We start from the raw sequence: 15,953 nt of genomic DNA on the forward strand, positions 1-15,953 counted from the left end.
AGAACAATGATGATCCATCCTTCCGCTCCGACCGTCTGCGCGAGCCCTCTTCGATGACCCTCTACGTCATCCGGCGCTTTCTGAACTACGCGATCCTGAGTCTGATCGCGACGTGCATGGCGTACGTCCTGGCCAGCATCGCCCTCGATCCCGCCGCGCGGTTCTACGGCATCAATCCGCGCCCTCCGCAGTCATCCATCGACGCGTCGCTGAATGCGATGGGCGTGAACCCGGACGTGCCGATCATCGTGCGGCTGTGGAACTGGCTCGTGGGGCTGTTCACGCAGTTCTCCATGGGCACCACCGTCGGCGGCGCGCAGGTCACGGCTGAGATCGCGGCCCGCTCGGGGACGAGCTTGCGCCTGCTTCTCATCGGTTCGCTGCTCGGCGCCGTCATCGGCGTGCTGCTCGGAGTCTGGGGAGCCGTGCGCCAGTACCGCGCGAGCGACCAGATCGTGACGTACGCCTCGTTCGTGGTCATCGCGACGCCGACCTTCGTCATCGGCGTGCTGCTGATGATCCTCGCGACGCAGTTCAACAACCTCGTCGGCTCGCAGGTGATCACCTTCACGGGGGAGTACACCGCCGGCATCTCGGGAAGCTGGTGGGATCTGGCCCTCGACCGCGCGGTGCACCTGCTGCTGCCGACGATCGCGCTCGCGATGATCGGCGCCGCCGGGTTCTCGCGCTACCAGCGCAATGTCATGCTCGATGTGCTGGGCGCGGACTACATCCGCACGGCGCGCGCGAAGGGGCTGCCACGGTCGAAGGCGTTGTTCCGTCACGGAGTGCGCCTCGCGCTCATCCCCATGTCGACGTTCTTCGCGTACAGCTTCGGCACGCTCATCGCCGGGTCCGCGATGCTCGAGATCGTCTTCAGCTGGCGCGGAATGGGCCAGTTCCAGATCGAGGCGATCCAGAAGAACGACATCAACGCCGTCGCCGGCTCGGCCCTGTTCGTGGCGGTCCTCTATCTCATCGCGTCGACGCTGTCCGAAGTGCTCTACGCCGCACTCGACCCGAGAGTGAGGAACTGACATGTCGGTCATGCAGGAGAAGGCGATGGAGGGCACGCTCGACGCCGTCAGCGAAGTCACCAAGACTCGCCGCCCGCTGTCGCGCTCGGGCCTGGTCTGGCAGCGCTTGAAGCGGATGCCGCGGTTCTGGATCGGCGCGTCGATCGTGGCGCTGATCATCGTGTGGGCGTTCATCGGGCCGCTCGTCTACCAGTGGTCGATCACCGATCGCGACGTCCTCAACATGGGCATGGGCCCGACCATGATCCACTGGTTCGGTACCAACTCGATCGGCCAGGACATCTACGCGCAGACGCTCGCAGGCCTGCAGAAGTCGCTCATCATCGGTCTCGTGGCCGGCCCGACGGCGACGCTCATCGCCGCGATCGTCGGTTCGGCGTCGGGCTACATCGGCGGATGGCTCGATCGGATCGTGCAGTGGATCATCCTGCTGCTCCTCGTGATCCCGGCGTTCTTCCTGTTCATCCTGTTGAGCCCGCTCATCAAGGGTCTGTCCTGGGTCGTGCTGATGTTCTACATCGCCCTGTTCAGCTGGATGATCATGGCGCAGGTGGTGCGGTCGCAGACGAGGTCCCTCCGCAACCGTGACTTCGTGCGCGCGGCGCGGTACATGGGGATGCCGACGCACACCATCCTCAGCCGTCACATCATCCCGAACATGGCATCGCTCCTCATCATCGATGCGACACTCGGTGTCGTCTCGGCGATCATGGCAGAGACGTCGCTGAGCTACTTCGGCTTCGGCATCCAGAAGCCCGACGTGTCGCTCGGAACGCTCCTGTCCGACGGCACGGCGGCGGCGGTCACGCGCCCGTGGCTTTTCGTCTTCCCCGCCTTCGTCCTCATCATCCTGCTCTTCGCGATCAGCCTCGTCGGCGATGCGCTGCGCGACGCGATCGACCCGACCTCTGGAATGAACCGTGACTGACGCCCTCCTTCACACACCCCGCGGACGCACCGGAGCGCCCCTGTTGTCGGTGCGGGACCTCAGCGTCACGTTCCCGCAGCGCGAGGGCAACGCCGTGCAGGCCGTCCGCGGCATCTCCTACGACGTCTACCCCGGTGAGTTCCTCGGGATCGTGGGGGAGTCGGGGTCCGGAAAGTCCGTGTCGTCGCTCGCGGTGATGGGCCTGCTGCCCTCGACGGCGCAGATCACGGGAGCGATCGAGTTCGAGGGGCAGTCACTCCTCGGTCTCGACGACAACCGCCTGTCGAAGATCCGCGGCAAAGACCTCGCGATGGTCTTCCAGGACCCGCTGTCCGCGCTCACGCCCGTCTACACGGTGGGCGACCAGATCGCCGAAGCACTGCGACTGCATGATTCGCACCTGTCGGCAGGCGCCGCGGCTGCCCGCGCCGTCGAGCTGCTCAAGGTCGTCGGGATTCCCGATGCCGAGCGTCGTGCGAAGGCGTTCCCGCACGAATACTCGGGCGGCATGCGCCAGCGCGCCATGATCGCCATGGCGATCGCGAACGACCCCAAGGTGATCCTGGCCGACGAGCCGACGACCGCACTCGATGTCACGATCCAGGCGCAGATCCTCGAGGTGCTGGAGACGGCGAAGGAGATCACGGGCGCATCGATCGTGCTCATCACGCACGACCTCGGCGTCGTCGCCGGCCACGCGGACCGTGTGGGCGTCATGTACGCGGGGAAGCTCGTCGAGATGGGCACGACCGAGGACGTGTTCACGGCGCCGCAGATGCCCTACTCGATCGGCCTTCTGCGCTCGGTCCCGAATATGCTCACGGCGGGCACGCACCGCCTCGTGCCGCTGGAGGGGCGTCCGCCGTCCCTCGCGAGCCTTCCGCAGGGGTGCCCGTTCGCGGCCCGCTGCCCGATCGCGATCGACGCGTGTCGAGAGGTCGAGCCCTCGCTCGTGGCACATGACCCTGCCGAGCCGGAGCATGTCTCCGCGTGCATCCGGGCGGGCGAGATCGTCGGCGGTGAGCTCCTCCGTTCCGAGGTCTTCCCGCGGCCCGAGGCCATGCCTGCCGATGAGCGCGCCGAGACCGATGGCGGGCCCGTCCTCGACGTCGACGGCCTCAAGCGTCACTTTCCGCTCATGCGGGGGTCGGTCTTCCCCCGTCGTGTCGGCACCGTGCGTGCCGTCGACGGCGTGTCGTTCACCCTCCGCCCGGGCCGCACCCTCGGCCTCGTCGGCGAGTCCGGCTGCGGTAAGACGACCACGATCCTCGAGGTCATGGAGATGGCGGCGCCTCAACATGGCGCGATCACGATCGAGGGCGTCGATGTCGCGTCGGCGTCGAAGAAGCAGATCAAGAAGCTTCGCCGCGACGTGCAGATCGTCTTCCAGGACCCGATGGGCGCGATCGACCCCCGCCTTCCGGTCGGCGAGGTGATCACCGAGCCGCTCTGGGTGCAGGGAGTGCCGAAGGCCGAACGTGACCAGCGCGTCACCGAGCTGCTCGAGCTGGTCGGGCTCGATCCCGCGATGGCTGATCGCTACCCGCACGAATTCTCCGGCGGTCAGCGCCAGCGCATCGGCATCGCCCGGGCGCTGTCGACCAATCCCGCCGTACTGATCCTCGACGAGCCCGTCTCGGCGCTCGATGTGTCCATCCAGGCGGGTGTCATCAACCTGCTCGAGGACCTGCGCGAGCGTCTCGGACTCTCCTACCTCTTCGTCGCGCACGACCTCGCTGTCGTCCGGCAAATCGCCGACGACGTCGCGGTCATGTACCTCGGCGCGATCGTCGAGCAGGGTCCTATCGCCGACGTGTTCTCGAACCCCCGGCATCCCTACACGAAGGCGCTCATCTCCGCGGCGCCCATCCCCGACCCGCGGATCGAGCGCGGGCGTACCCGCATCCTCCTCAACGGCGATCTGCCGAGCCCCACGCAGGAGATCACGGGATGCCGCTTCCGGACGCGCTGCCCGCTGTACGCCCTGCTCGACGAGGGCGCCCAGGAGCTGTGCCGGGCTTCCGACCCCGTACTCACACCGCACGGTCGCACCCGCGTCGCCTGCCACCACGCGGATCGCTCCGCGCTCGTGGATGACGCGGCGCTGCAGCCGGCGTCGTGACCAAGAACCCCCGGGCGGCGGCACCACGCCGGCCGGGTCCCCAGAAGGTAACGAGAGGAATGATCACATGAGGACACGGAGTGCGAAGGCGCTGGGCGCCATCGCGGTGCTCAGTGCCGCAGCGCTGGTTTTCGCCGGATGCGCGGCGGGCAACACCGCCCCCACGGCGAGCGACAGCGCAGCGGCGGCCCTGCCGGTGGTGGACTGGGATGCGGCTGCGGCCGGCGACGTCCAGGATGGAGGCACGCTGAACCTCGCGGTCGGCGCGCTGCCCGCGAACTACAACAACTCGCAGATCGACGGCAACGACGTCGACACCAACACGCTCCTCTCGCCGACCTCCGGCGGGCCGCTGCGGATCACGACCGACGGCACCAGCGAGGTCAACCCCGACTACGCGTCGTCGGTGGAACTCGTGAGCGAGGACCCGCAGGTCGTCGAGATCAAGCTGAACCCGAAGGCCGTCTGGGAGGACGGGACGCCGATCACCGTCGCCGACTACGTGGCCACGTGGAAGGCGCTCAACGGATCGAACGCTGACTACCAGGTCGTCTCGACGACCGGGTGGGACCAGATCGGATCCGTCGAGCAGGGCTCCGACGAGTTCGACGTCAAGATCACCTTCAGCTCGGTCTTCGCCGACTGGCAGTCGCTGTTCGGCGGCGTGCTCCCCGCGGCCATCGCGAATGACCCGGTCGCCTTCAACACCGGCTTCGTCGACAAGGCGATGCCGTCGTCGGGCCCGTACGTCATCTCGAACATCGACCAGACGGGTCAGGTCATCACCCTGACGCCGAACCCGGTGTGGTGGGGTGCCAAGCCCAAGCTCGACACCATCCTCTTCAAGGTCGTGAGCCAGGCGCAGCAGGGTTCGTCGTTCGCCAACAAGGAGATCGACGCGCTCTACATCTCGTCGAACGCCGACCTGTACGCGACCGCCAAGTCGCGTGAAGACGCGGAGATCCAGGCGACCAACGGTCTCACCTGGACGCACGTCACGATGAACGCGAAGGAAGGTCCGCTGTCGGACGTCAACGTCCGCAAGGCGGTCGCCTCGATCGTCAACCGCGAGCAGATCTCGGCCGCGGCGAACACCCCGGTCGACGTGCCCGCGGTCACGCAGGGCGACTACATCTTCATGAACGGCCAGGACGGCTACGAGGACAAGGCGCTCGCGCACGACCCCGCCGCCGCCGAGGGCTTCCTGAAGGACGCCGGCTACACGAAGGACGGCGACAGCTGGACGAAGGACGGCGAAGCCCTCAAGCTCACCGTCACGGTTCCCGCCGACACCGCCACGAACATCCAGCGTGCCGAGCAGGTGCAGGCCGATCTCGGTGACTTCGGCATCCCCGTCGAGCTCACCACGGTACCGGCCGCGCAGTACTTCAGCGACTACGTGATCCCGGGCAACTTCGAGATGGTCACCTTCTCGTGGCAGGGCACGCCGTTCCCGATCTCGTCGTCGGAGGCGCTGTTCTACCCGCTCGACTCGGGTCAGAACTTCACGGGCACCACCGACGACAAGCTCGGTGACCTGTGGACGCAGGCCAACACCGAGCTCGACCCGGCGAAGCGCATCGACATCGCCAAGGAGATCAACGACACCATCTGGTCGTACGTGCCGATGTTCCCGATCGCTCCGCTGCCCAACGTCTGGGCGGTCAAGCAGGGTCTCGTCAACTACGGTGCCGCGATGTTCGGGTACTCGCCGGTCGACTGGACCATCGTCGGATGGGCCAAGTGAGGCCTGACCGCCACTGACGGTCCCGCCTTGTAGAATGGGATGCGCTCCGCTCGGGGCGCATCCCATTCTTTCGTTAGGCATTCCATGGCGCACGCCCTCCGTCCGGACCTCCGCAACGTCGCGATCGTGGCGCACGTCGACCACGGCAAGACGACGCTCGTCGACGCCATGCTCCGCCAGACCGGCTCGTTCGGCGAGCACGCGCACGTCGAAGAGCGCGCGATGGACTCCAACGACCTCGAGCGCGAAAAGGGCATCACGATCCTCGCCAAGAACACGGCGATCACCTACAACGGCGTCCACACCGACGAGCCCGTCACGATCAACGTCATCGACACGCCGGGCCACGCCGATTTCGGCGGCGAGGTCGAGCGGGGCCTCTCGATGGTCGACGGGGTCGTGCTCCTGGTCGATGCCTCGGAGGGTCCACTCCCGCAGACGCGCTTCGTGCTCCGTAAGGCGCTCGAGGCGAAGCTGCCCGTCATCCTGCTGGTCAACAAGACCGACCGGCCCGACGCGCGCATCGCCGAGGTCGAGGAGGAGGCCCACGACCTCCTGCTGGGCCTCGCCGGTGACCTCGTCGACGACGTGCCCGACCTCGACGTCGACGCGCTGCTCGACGTGCCGGTCGTCTACGCCTCGGGGCGCGCCGGCGCGGCATCCCGCACGCGTCCCGAGAACGGGAGCCTCCCCGACAACGACGACCTCGAGCCCCTGTTCGAGGCGATCCTCGAGCATGTGCCGGCGCCCGAGTACGACGACGAAGCCCCGCTGCAGGCGTGGGTCACGAACCTCGACTCGTCGCCCTTCCTCGGCCGTCTCGCGCTCCTGCGCGTCTTCAACGGGACGCTCAAGAAGGGGCAGACGGTCGCGTGGGTGCGCCACGACGGCTCGCACTCCAACGCGCGCATCACGGAGCTGCTGAAGACGAAGGCGCTCGAGCGGTTCCCCGCCGAATCGGCGGGCCCCGGCGACATCGTCGCCATCGCGGGCATCGAGGACATCACGATCGGCGAGACGATCGCCGATCCCGAGGATGTGCGCCCGCTGCCGGCCATCACGGTCGACGACCCGGCTATCTCGATGACGATCGGCACGAACACCTCGCCCCTCATGGGCAAGGTCAAGGGGCACAAGCTCACCGCCCGCATGGTGAAGGACCGGCTCGATCGCGAGCTCATCGGAAACGTGTCGCTCAAGGTCGTCGACATCGGCCGCCCCGACGCGTGGGAGGTTCAGGGGCGTGGAGAGCTCGCGCTGGCGATCCTCGTCGAGAACATGCGCCGCGAGGGCTTCGAGCTCACGGTCGGCAAGCCGCAGGTCGTCACGCGCAAGGGTGAGGACGGCAAGGTCAAGGAGCCGTTCGAGCACCTCACGATCGACGCCCCCGAGGAGCACCTCGGCGCGATCACGCAGCTCATGGCGGCACGCAAGGGTCGCATGGACACGATGACCAACCACGGGACCGGCTGGGTGCGTATGGAGTTCGTCGTTCCGTCCCGCGGCCTCATCGGCTTCCGCAGCGAGTTCCTGACGATCACGCGAGGCACCGGTATCGCCAACGCGATCTCGCACGGTTATGACGATTGGGCGGGCGCCATCACGACCCGCCAGAACGGCTCGATCGTCGCCGACCGCTCCGGCGTCGTCACGCCGTTCGCGATGATCGCCCTGCAGGAGCGCATGTCGTTCTTCGTGCAGCCCACGGAAGAGGTCTACGAGGGCATGGTCATCGGCGAGAACTCGCGCGCCGACGACATGGACGTCAACATCACGAAGGAGAAGAAGCTCACGAACATGCGTTCGTCGACGTCGGATTCCTTCGAGTCCATGACTCCGCCGCGCGTGCTGACCTTGGAGGAGTCGCTCGAGTTCGCCCGCGACGACGAATGCGTCGAGGTCACGCCCGAGAAGGTGCGCATCCGCAAGGTCGTGCTGGACGCGACCGAGCGGGGACGAGCTGCCGCGCGCGCGAAGCGCCAGGACGCGAACGCCTGACGCGTCGAGCGAGCGGCGCGGTCAGGCTCGGAGGATCTTCTCCATCGCCTTGCCGCGTGCGACCTCGTCGACGAGTTTGTCGAGATAGCGGATCTGCTGCATGAGCGGATCCGTGATCTCCTGCACCTTGACCCCGCAGATCACACCCGTGATGAGCGCAGCCTTCGGGTTGAGGGTCGCATCCGCGAAGAAGTCGCGGAACGAGGTGCCGGATGCGACGTGCGCGTCGATCTCGTCCTGTGTGAAGCCGGTCAGCCACCGCGTCACTTCATCCACGTCGGCCTTCGTCCGCCCTTTGCGCTCGACTTTCGCGACGTAGAGCGGGTACACCGAGGCGACGGCCATGCCGAAGATTCGCTCCATTTCGGCAGCGTACCCGCGGACGCCTAGGCTCGGAAGGTGAGAACCGACGATGCTGCCCGCCGAGCCTGGCGCGAGGGCATGGGCGTGGCAATCGCGACGAGCGCCTACGGCATCTCTTTCGGAGCTCTGGCGGTCGCATCGGGACTCGACGTCTGGCAGACGTGCGTTCTCAGCCTCGTGATGTTCACCGGCGGTTCGCAGTTCGCCTTCATCGGCGTGATCGGCGCCGGGGGAGTGGCGGCGGCACCCGCCGCCATCGCCTCGGCGGGCCTGCTGGGCGTCCGGAATGTCGCTTACGGGTTGCGGATGGCCCCGGTCGTCGGCACGAGCCGGGTCACTCGCGCGCTCGGTCCGCACTTCACGATCGACGAATCGACCGCCGTGGCCCTCGCGCACACCGAGCCGCGCGCGCGACGCGTCGGCTTCTGGGTGACCGGCGTCGGCATCTATCTCGGCTGGAACCTCACCACTCTCCTCGGCGCGCTCCTGGGCGACGTGCTGGGCGACCCGAAGCAATACGGGCTGGATGCCGCAGCGGCGGCCGCGTTCCTCGCGCTCTTGTGGCCGCGGCTCCGGCGCCGCCAGGCGATCGCCGTCGGCGTCGCCGCCGCCGTCGTCGCGACCGCGCTCACGCCGGTGCTCATGGCGGGGATCCCCGTGCTCATCGCGGCCCTCGTCGCCGTCGTCGTCGGTGGGACGAACTGGCTGGGTCGACGCGAGCTCCCGGCGCCGGAAGCGGGCGACGTTCCCGAGCGAGGCGGCCTGCCGTGACGCTGTGGACGGCCGTGCTCGCGGCATCGCTTCTGTGCATGGCACTGAAGGCGCTCGGCTATCTCATTCCCGCGCGGTGGTTCGACGCGCCCGCGCCATCGCGCATCGTCGATCTGCTGACGGTGGCGCTCCTGGGAGCTCTCGTCGCGGTGCAGACGCTGGGTGTCGGGCAGCAGATCGTCGTGGATGCCCGGGTGCCGGCCCTCATCGTCGCTGCGGGCCTGCTCGTCGTACGGGCGCCCTTCCTCGTCGTCGTGGTCGCGGCGGCGGTCGTCGCGGCGCTGCTGCGACTGTGGGGACTCGCCGCCTGAGCCGTAGACTGGACGCGTGGGCTTCTCGTGGACGCGCGTGGGCACGTGGGTGATCGCCCTCGTGATCGGAGCGGTCTACGGCGTCGCAGGGACGATCGGCCAAGCCGCCGTCTGGGGCCCCGTGCCGCTCGGACTCGTGATCGCGGTCATCGGGGTGGGAGCGCTCCTTCTTGCGGTGCGGCTGCTCACCGGAGACCGGTGGAACGCCCTCGCCTGCGGCATGGGCGTCATGCTCACGACGCTCGTCTTCTCGGGCAAGGGGCCCGGCGGTTCCATCGTGGTGCCGGCACCCGCTGACGGGCAGCTGTCGTCCGGCATCATCTGGACGATCGCCGTGCCGCTCCTGGCCGCGCTCATCGTCGGCTGGCCGAGCTTCGCGCGCCCCGTGCCTTCCCCCGTGCCTTCTTCTGCGCACGCCTCCGTGTCGGGCGGGACGACCGACGAGGGCAGCACGAACTAGACTCGAGGGGTGACATACGTGATCGCCCTGCCGTGCGTGGATGTGAAGGACCGTGCTTGCATCGACGAATGCCCCGTCGACTGCATCTACGAAGGCGAGCGCTCCCTCTATATCCACCCCGACGAGTGCGTCGACTGCGGAGCGTGCGAGCCGGTCTGCCCTGTCGAGGCGATCTATTACGAAGACGATCTGCCGGACGAGTGGCAGGACTACTACACCGCCAACGTCGAGTTCTTCGACGACATCGGTTCACCGGGCGGCGCCGCGAAGGTCGGCGTGATCGCGAAGGATCACCCCGTCATCGCCGCGCTTCCGCCGCAGGGGCACTGAGCCGCGGTGGCCGTCCGCGACCTCGACGACTACCCCTGGGACGCCGTCGCCCCTTACGCGCGCCAGGCCGCTGAGCACCCCGGTGGTCTCGTCGATCTGTCGATCGGGTCACCCGTCGACCCGACGCCGTCCGTCGTGGCAGACGCCCTTCGAAACGCAACGGATGCCCACGGGTACCCGCAGACGGTGGGGACACCGGCCCTGCGCGAGGCGATCGCCGCCTGGTACGACCGCCGACGCGGGGTGCCCGGTCTCCGTGGCGCAGACGTCCTGCCGACTGTCGGATCGAAGGAGCTCGTCGCGCTCCTGCCGCTCCTGCTCGATGTGGGGGCGGGGGATGTCGTCGTGCATCCGCGCGCGGCCTACCCGACGTACGCCGTCGGTGCGAAGCTCGTGGGTGCGGTGCCCGTGGCATCGGACGATCCCGCCGAATGGCCCGAGGGGACGAAGCTCGTCTGGATCAACTCGCCCGGCAATCCCGACGGCCGCGTGCTGGATGCCTCGGAACTGCGCGCAGCCGTGGAGCGGGCGCGTGAGCTCGGCGCGGTTCTTGCCTCCGACGAGTGCTACGCCGAACTCGGCTGGGACGGCGCGTGGGCGCACGAGAGCGTCCCGAGCGTTCTCGACCCGCGCGTGACCGACGGTGACCGCCGCGGCATCCTCTCGGTGTACTCGCTCAGCAAGCAATCGAACCTCGCCGGCTACCGCGCCGCCTTCCTCGCGGGCGACCGCGACCTCATCGCGCGCCTGACGACGGCGCGTAAGCACCTCGGGCTCATGCTGCCCGCTCCCGTCCAGGCGGCCATGACCGCTGCGCTCGGCGACGACGAACACGTGGCCGAGCAGCGCTCGCGTTACCGCGCGCGGCGCGACGTGCTGAAGCCCGCGCTCGAGGCTGCCGGCTTCCGCATCGACCACTCCGAAGGCGGCCTGTACCTCTGGGCGTCGGAGGGGCGGGACGCGTGGGCGACGATGGCCCGTCTCGCAGAGCTCGGCATCCTGGCCGGGCCGGGACACTTCTACGGCGAGCACTTCCCGCAGCACGTGCGCTTCTCGCTCACGGCGACCGACGAGCGCATCGCTGCCGCGGCGGCGCGGCTGCGCGCGAGCACGGAGACTTCGTAGGTATTCTCCAGCGGAATGCCAGATCCTTTGGCAGAGATCGGAGTAGGCCCGCGCGGCCAGTAGGCTGTAGACGACCCCCAGACGACTGCAAGGAGGCTTCGTGAGCGACACGGGCACCCCCCAGACCGCGACCGTCACCGTCGGCGAGCGCACGGCGCAGCTGCCGATCCTCTCCGGCACCGAAGGGGTCCCGAGCGTCGACTTCTCGACGTTCACGAAGCAGACCGGGCACACCGCGCTCGACTACGGCTTCGTCAACACCGCGGCCACCAAGTCCGCCATCACCTACATCGACGGCGACCAGGGGATCCTCCGCTATCGCGGTTACCCGATCGAGCAGCTCGCGCAGAACAGCACGTATCTCGAGGTCGCCTGGCTGCTGCTTTACGGCGATCTGCCGACGGCCGACCAGCTCGCCGAGTGGGACGACAAGATCCGTCACCACACGCTTCTGCACGAAGACCTGAAGCGCTTCTTCTCCTCGCTGCCGCACACCGCGCACCCGATGTCGGTGCTGTCGGCGGCGACCGCGGCGCTCTCGACGTACTACGAAGGTCAGTCCGACCCGAACAACCCCGAGCACGTCGAGCTCAACACGATCCGCCTCCTGGCGAAGCTGCCCGTCATCGCGGCGTACGCGCACAAGAAGTCGATCGGCCACGCCTTCCTCTACCCGGACAACTCGCTGAGCTTCGTCGACAACTTCCTGAAGCTGAACTTCGGCAACCTCGCCGAGGTGTACCAGGTGAATCCCGTCACCTCACGCGCGCTCGAGCGCCTGCTCATCCTGCACGAGGACCATGAGCAGAACGCCTCGACCTCGACGGTCCGTCTCGTGGGCTCGACCGGCGCGAACCAGTTCTCGTCGATCTCGGCCGGCATCAACGCGCTGTACGGCCCTCTGCACGGCGGCGCGAACGAGGCGGTGCTCGACATGCTCGCGCGCATCCGCGACTCGGGGGAGAGCGTGCAGCGCTTCGTCGAGCGGGTGAAGAACAAGGAAGACGGCGTGAAGCTCATGGGCTTCGGGCACCGCGTCTACAAGAATTTCGACCCGCGCGCGAAGCTCGTGAAGGAGTCCGCCGACGAGGTACTCGCCGAGCTCGGCGTGCACGACCCGCTGCTGGACCTCGCCAAGGAGCTCGAAGAGGTTGCTCTCAGCGACGACTACTTCAAGGAGCGCCGGCTCTACCCCAATGTCGACTTCTACACGGGTGTGATCTACAAGGCGATGGGCTTCCCGACGCGCATGTTCACGCCGCTGTTCGCGATCGGGCGTCTGCCCGGCTGGCTCGCGCACTGGACCGAGATGCAGAACGACCCGCAGACGAAGATCGGCCGGCCCCAGCAGCTGTACATCGGCTCGGGTGAGCGGAACTACCCGGGGGTCTGACCGAGGCGTCACCCGACGGCCTGTGCCAGGCTGAACGGATGACCGAGAACCTGTGCGACGGCCCACGCGGTCGACGGCTCGTGCTGGAACTCGTCCGAGACGCGCTGCCCGACGAAGTGAAACGCGGGCTCTGGGAGCTCGCCTCTCAGGCCGACGTGGATGCCGGGGCCTCCGTCACACGTCTCGTCTTCTCGGGGGGAGACGGGCCGTCGGAGCCCACGCCCGCACCCGTGACGACGGCGGCCCTTGCCGGCGCGATCCGGGCGGTCGGAGCGCCTACCCCGATCCCGGCGGCCCTGGATGCCGCGATGCTGCGCGCCGTCGACTCCGCCCGATACTGGCAGGCGCCGGAGGGCGACGACATCGTCGCCGCCGACCCGCTCGTCGCCGCGGCGCTGAGCGCGGTCGCCGGCGCACTCCCCGCTCGAGCGGATATCGCGTGGTGGCGCCGCGATCGCACTCCGCAGCAGTGGGCGATCGAGTTCGACCCGTCCGGCGACGGTGCTCCGTTCGATCCCGCGCCGACGGCGGCGTCGCGGTGGCGCGCGGCGACCGCCGACGAGGAGGCGCGCGCCCGCGTCGAGCGCCCCGCCGACGCGACGGCGATGTTCAGCGGGAGCTGGTGGTCGCACCCGTGGGGGGCGCCGCATACGACCGGCGCGCTGCCGTCCGGCCCGCCTGCCGGCATCCCGTATGTCGAGGACGGATTCGGCTGGACGCACGCTGTTGCGCTGCCCGTGGCAGGGTCGGGGCGCACGTACGAGGTGCACGATGCGGCGGACTGGGCGCACCTGTGCCGCGCATACCCGCTCGAGGTGACCGGCAGTCGACGCCACGACTGGTACCGAGCGACCGGGCGCGACGGTCGGTGGGTGCTGCCGGATTGGGCGCGCGTGAGCGAGGCGTGGGATGCCGTGCACCTGAGCGGCTGGGGATACCTCACGGCCGCGACCCGCGAGATCGCCGTCGATGCTGAGTACTCGAGCGTGATCGCCGGTTGGGGTCCCGACGAGACGTACTGGCTGACGGGGCTCGTCCATGAGACGGAGGGGCCGCGCGTGCACTGGCGCGCGGAGCGACCGGAGGGCCCGTGGCGCCGGGACGATCGAACCCCCGAAGCGCTCAGCCCCGGGCGATGACCTCTGACGCGTAGTCGGGTACGTAGTTCTGCAGTTCGCGCGGGGGGCGCTCGTAGCCCCCGGATGCCGGTCGCGGCGGGATCTCGATCGGGGCGCGTTCGACCTGCTCGTAGGGGATCTGCGAGAGCAGGTGGTGGATCATGTTGATCCGGCCCCGCCGCTTGTCTTCGTTGTCGACCTCGAACCAGCGAGCCTCGGGGATGTCGGTGTGCACGAACATCGTGTCTTTCGCGCGCGAATAGTCCTCCCACTTGGTGATCGACAGGACATCGTTGGGGGAGAGCTTCCACCGCCGCATCGGGTCGTCGTTGCGTGAGCGGAAGCGGGCCTCCTGCTCGACATCGGACACGCTGAACCAGTACTTCAAGAGCAGGATGCCGTCTTCGACCAGCATCCGCTCGAAGATCGGTGCTTGGTGGAGGAACCGGTGGTACTCCATGTTGGTGCAATAGCCCATGACGTGCTCGACACCCGCGCGGTTGTACCAGGAGCGGTCCATCAGGACGATCTCCCCGGCGGCAGGGAGATGCGCGACGTAGCGTTGGAAGTACCACTGGGTCTTCTCGCGCTCGGTGGGCGTCGGGAGTGCGACGACCCGCGCGACGCGAGGGTTGAGGTACTGGGAGACTCGGCTGATCGTCGAGCCCTTGCCCGCGGCATCCCGCCCCTCGAAGATGACGATGACTCGGGCGCCGCTCGACTGCACCCAAGCCTGCATATCGACGAGCCGGGCCTGCAGGGCCTTCAGCTCCTTCTCGTACGCCTTCTTGGGCATGCGCTCGCTCATGCCCAGAGCGTACCGGGGCCGCGCCTCAGGCGGGGCACGGCCAGATCAGTTCGAACCGCTCGCACAGGACCGGCCTGTCGGGGGCGAACCCGCGCGGCGAGGTCGAGTGACGTCGCCAGTAGCGCTCGTGCGCCGAGCGCCAGTACTCCAGGGTGCGATCGCCCTCACCCTCCGAGTACGCGTGCTCGGCGTCGACCTGGTCGAACGGCACGATCGCGAGCGCCGTCGTGCGTATGACCGCACGCGGCGCCGCCGAGCCGTCGAGGATGATGCTCAGCTCGCCCACCACGGGCATCGGCTCGCCGCTGTCCTCGTACTCCCAGACGGTCGACGCCGTGCCCGTCTTGGTACCGGCGAGCACGAGGGCGAGCAGCTCGTCGGCGTGCTCGGGCGTCGCTCCGAACGCCCATGCGGCGGGAGTCTGCGGCGGCAGCGCGGCATCCTCCTCCCGCCGATCCGCCCAGAAGGCGGCGACGGCATCCGCGCTCACGCGTGCAGCGCCTCGTTGAGGGTCACGCCGACCCCCTCGCGACGGACGGCCTCGACCGCGCCGGTCAGCGAGTTGCGGCGATAGAGGATGCCGTTCTGGCCGGAGAGCTGGGCGCCTTTGACCACGGGGCGTGTGCCGTCGTGGAGCGGCGCCTCGTTCGGGAGGACGATCTTCGAGCCGGCGGTGACGTACAGGCCGGCCTCGACGATGCAGTCGTCGCCGAGCGAGATCCCGATTCCGGCGTTCGCGCCGAGGAGCGTCCGGGCGCCGATCGAGACTCGGTGCGTGCCGCCGCCGGAGAGTGTGCCCATGATGGAGGCGCCGCCGCCGATGTCGGACCCGTCGCCGACAGTCACGCCCTGCGAAATCCGGCCCTCGACCATCGACGCGCCGAGGGTGCCGGCATTGAAGTTGACGAATCCCTCGTGCATGACCGTCGTCCCGGGGGCGAGGTGCGCGCCGAGCCGCACACGCGAGGCGTCGGCGATACGGACCCCGGCGGGCACGACGTAGTCGGTGAGACGGGGGAACTTGTCGAGCCCCTGCAACTGGATGCCGGCGCGCTGCAGCCGGGGACGCAAGCGCGCGAAGGTCTCGGGGTGGACGGGCCCGGCATTGGTCCACGCGACGTTCGGGAGGTGTGCGAAGATGCCGGTGAGGTTGACCTCGTTGGGCGCGACCAGCAGGTGGGAGAGCGCGTGCAGGCGCAGGTAGGCGTCGCTGGTGGCCTGCGGTGGGGCATCGAGGTCGATCTCCACGACGACCACGTCGATCGTGACCTCGCGGCGCTCGTCGCTACCCGCCTGCGCATCGAGCGCGGAGGTGTCGGGCACCTCAGGGGCGCGGCCGGTCTCGAGGGCGGGAAACCAGGTGTCCAGGACGGTGCCGTCTGCGGCCGTGGTGGCAAGGCCCGCGGCCCAGATCCAACGCTGTTCGGTCATGCCTCCAGGGT

At 68.5% G+C, this 15,953-nt stretch carries 16 protein-coding genes; 12 read left to right on the forward strand and 4 right to left on the reverse strand.

Translation table 11 applies throughout. From position 1 onward, the window contains the following. Nucleotides 1-53 precede the first annotated feature (53 nt). The 5 genes from WFI52_RS03060 (at nt 54) to typA (ending at nt 7,832) form a co-directional block, all read left to right on the forward strand. Entirely contained in the window at nt 54-1,037 is a 984-nt protein-coding gene (locus tag WFI52_RS03060) for an ABC transporter permease (protein ID WP_336625065.1), read from the forward strand. 1 nt (nt 1,038) lies between these two features. Continuing rightward, nucleotides 1,039-1,965, forward strand: coding sequence for an ABC transporter permease (locus WFI52_RS03065; protein ID WP_336625064.1), 927 nt, complete (start codon nt 1,039-1,041; stop codon nt 1,963-1,965). Continuing rightward, nucleotides 1,958-4,087 (forward strand): ABC transporter ATP-binding protein, encoded by a 2,130-nt coding sequence (locus WFI52_RS03070; protein ID WP_336625063.1) that lies wholly within the window; start codon nt 1,958-1,960, stop codon nt 4,085-4,087. Before WFI52_RS03065 ends, WFI52_RS03070 begins: the two co-directional genes overlap by 8 nt. A gap of 67 nt (nt 4,088-4,154) precedes the next feature. After that, entirely contained in the window at nt 4,155-5,834 is a 1,680-nt protein-coding gene (locus WFI52_RS03075) for an ABC transporter family substrate-binding protein (protein ID WP_336625062.1), read from the forward strand. An 84-nt stretch (nt 5,835-5,918) separates the two neighbouring features. Then, entirely contained in the window at nt 5,919-7,832 is a 1,914-nt protein-coding gene (gene typA, locus WFI52_RS03080; protein ID WP_336625061.1) for a translational GTPase TypA, read from the forward strand. Nucleotides 7,833-7,853: 21 nt separating this feature from the next. Here typA and WFI52_RS03085 read toward each other — a convergent pair whose 3' ends face one another. Then, nucleotides 7,854-8,195 (reverse strand): DUF2200 domain-containing protein, encoded by a 342-nt coding sequence (locus WFI52_RS03085; protein WP_336625060.1) that lies wholly within the window; start codon nt 8,193-8,195, stop codon nt 7,854-7,856. 78 nt (nt 8,196-8,273) lie between these two features. Between WFI52_RS03085 and WFI52_RS03090 the strand changes: the two genes are divergently transcribed. From WFI52_RS03090 to WFI52_RS03120, 7 genes are all read left to right on the forward strand, one after another. Beyond that, nucleotides 8,274-8,966, forward strand: a complete 693-nt coding sequence (locus WFI52_RS03090) for an AzlC family ABC transporter permease (RefSeq protein ID WP_336625627.1) — start codon at nt 8,274-8,276, stop codon at nt 8,964-8,966. Continuing rightward, entirely contained in the window at nt 8,963-9,277 is a 315-nt protein-coding gene (locus tag WFI52_RS03095; protein WP_336625059.1) for an AzlD domain-containing protein, read from the forward strand. Before WFI52_RS03090 ends, WFI52_RS03095 begins: the two co-directional genes overlap by 4 nt. Nucleotides 9,278-9,293: 16 nt before the next feature. After that, nucleotides 9,294-9,737: a histidinol dehydrogenase gene (locus tag WFI52_RS03100; protein WP_336625058.1), complete on the forward strand. Its 444-nt coding sequence runs from the start codon at nt 9,294-9,296 to the stop codon at nt 9,735-9,737. A 9-nt stretch (nt 9,738-9,746) separates the two neighbouring features. Continuing rightward, nucleotides 9,747-10,067: a ferredoxin gene (fdxA, locus tag WFI52_RS03105; RefSeq protein WP_336625057.1), complete on the forward strand. Its 321-nt coding sequence runs from the start codon at nt 9,747-9,749 to the stop codon at nt 10,065-10,067. A 6-nt stretch (nt 10,068-10,073) separates the two neighbouring features. Further along, nucleotides 10,074-11,192 (forward strand): succinyldiaminopimelate transaminase, encoded by a 1,119-nt coding sequence (gene dapC, locus WFI52_RS03110; protein ID WP_336625056.1) that lies wholly within the window; start codon nt 10,074-10,076, stop codon nt 11,190-11,192. A 100-nt stretch (nt 11,193-11,292) separates the two neighbouring features. Then, a complete protein-coding gene (locus WFI52_RS03115; protein ID WP_336625055.1) occupies nt 11,293-12,585 on the forward strand; it encodes a citrate synthase in 1,293 nt (430 codons plus the stop codon). A gap of 38 nt (nt 12,586-12,623) precedes the next feature. After that, nucleotides 12,624-13,724 carry a hypothetical protein gene (locus tag WFI52_RS03120; RefSeq protein WP_336625054.1) on the forward strand — a complete coding sequence of 367 codons (1,101 nt, stop codon included), beginning with the start codon at nt 12,624-12,626 and terminating at the stop codon, nt 13,722-13,724. Here WFI52_RS03120 and ppk2 read toward each other — a convergent pair. The 3 genes from ppk2 to dapD are packed head-to-tail and all read right to left on the reverse strand — an operon-like array spanning nt 13,708 to nt 15,942. After that, the gene (gene ppk2, locus WFI52_RS03125) at nt 13,708-14,499 is read right to left on the reverse strand and encodes a polyphosphate kinase 2 (RefSeq protein WP_442927680.1); all 792 of its coding nucleotides are present in this window, start codon (nt 14,497-14,499) and stop codon (nt 13,708-13,710) included. The two genes, WFI52_RS03120 and ppk2, sit on opposite strands and share 17 nt — an antisense overlap. Before the next feature lie 37 nt (nt 14,500-14,536). Further along, nucleotides 14,537-15,001, reverse strand: a complete 465-nt coding sequence (locus tag WFI52_RS03130; RefSeq protein ID WP_336625052.1) for an ASCH domain-containing protein — start codon at nt 14,999-15,001, stop codon at nt 14,537-14,539. After that, complete coding sequence (gene dapD, locus WFI52_RS03135; protein WP_336625051.1) at nt 14,998-15,942, reverse strand: 2,3,4,5-tetrahydropyridine-2,6-dicarboxylate N-succinyltransferase; 945 nt, start codon at nt 15,940-15,942, stop codon at nt 14,998-15,000. Before dapD ends, WFI52_RS03130 begins: the two co-directional genes overlap by 4 nt. Nucleotides 15,943-15,953 lie beyond the last annotated feature (11 nt).

Origin of the sequence: Microbacterium sp. MMO-20, from assembly GCF_037147735.1 — a bacterium.
In the GTDB taxonomy this organism is placed as follows: Bacteria; Actinomycetota; Actinomycetes; order Actinomycetales; family Microbacteriaceae; genus Microbacterium.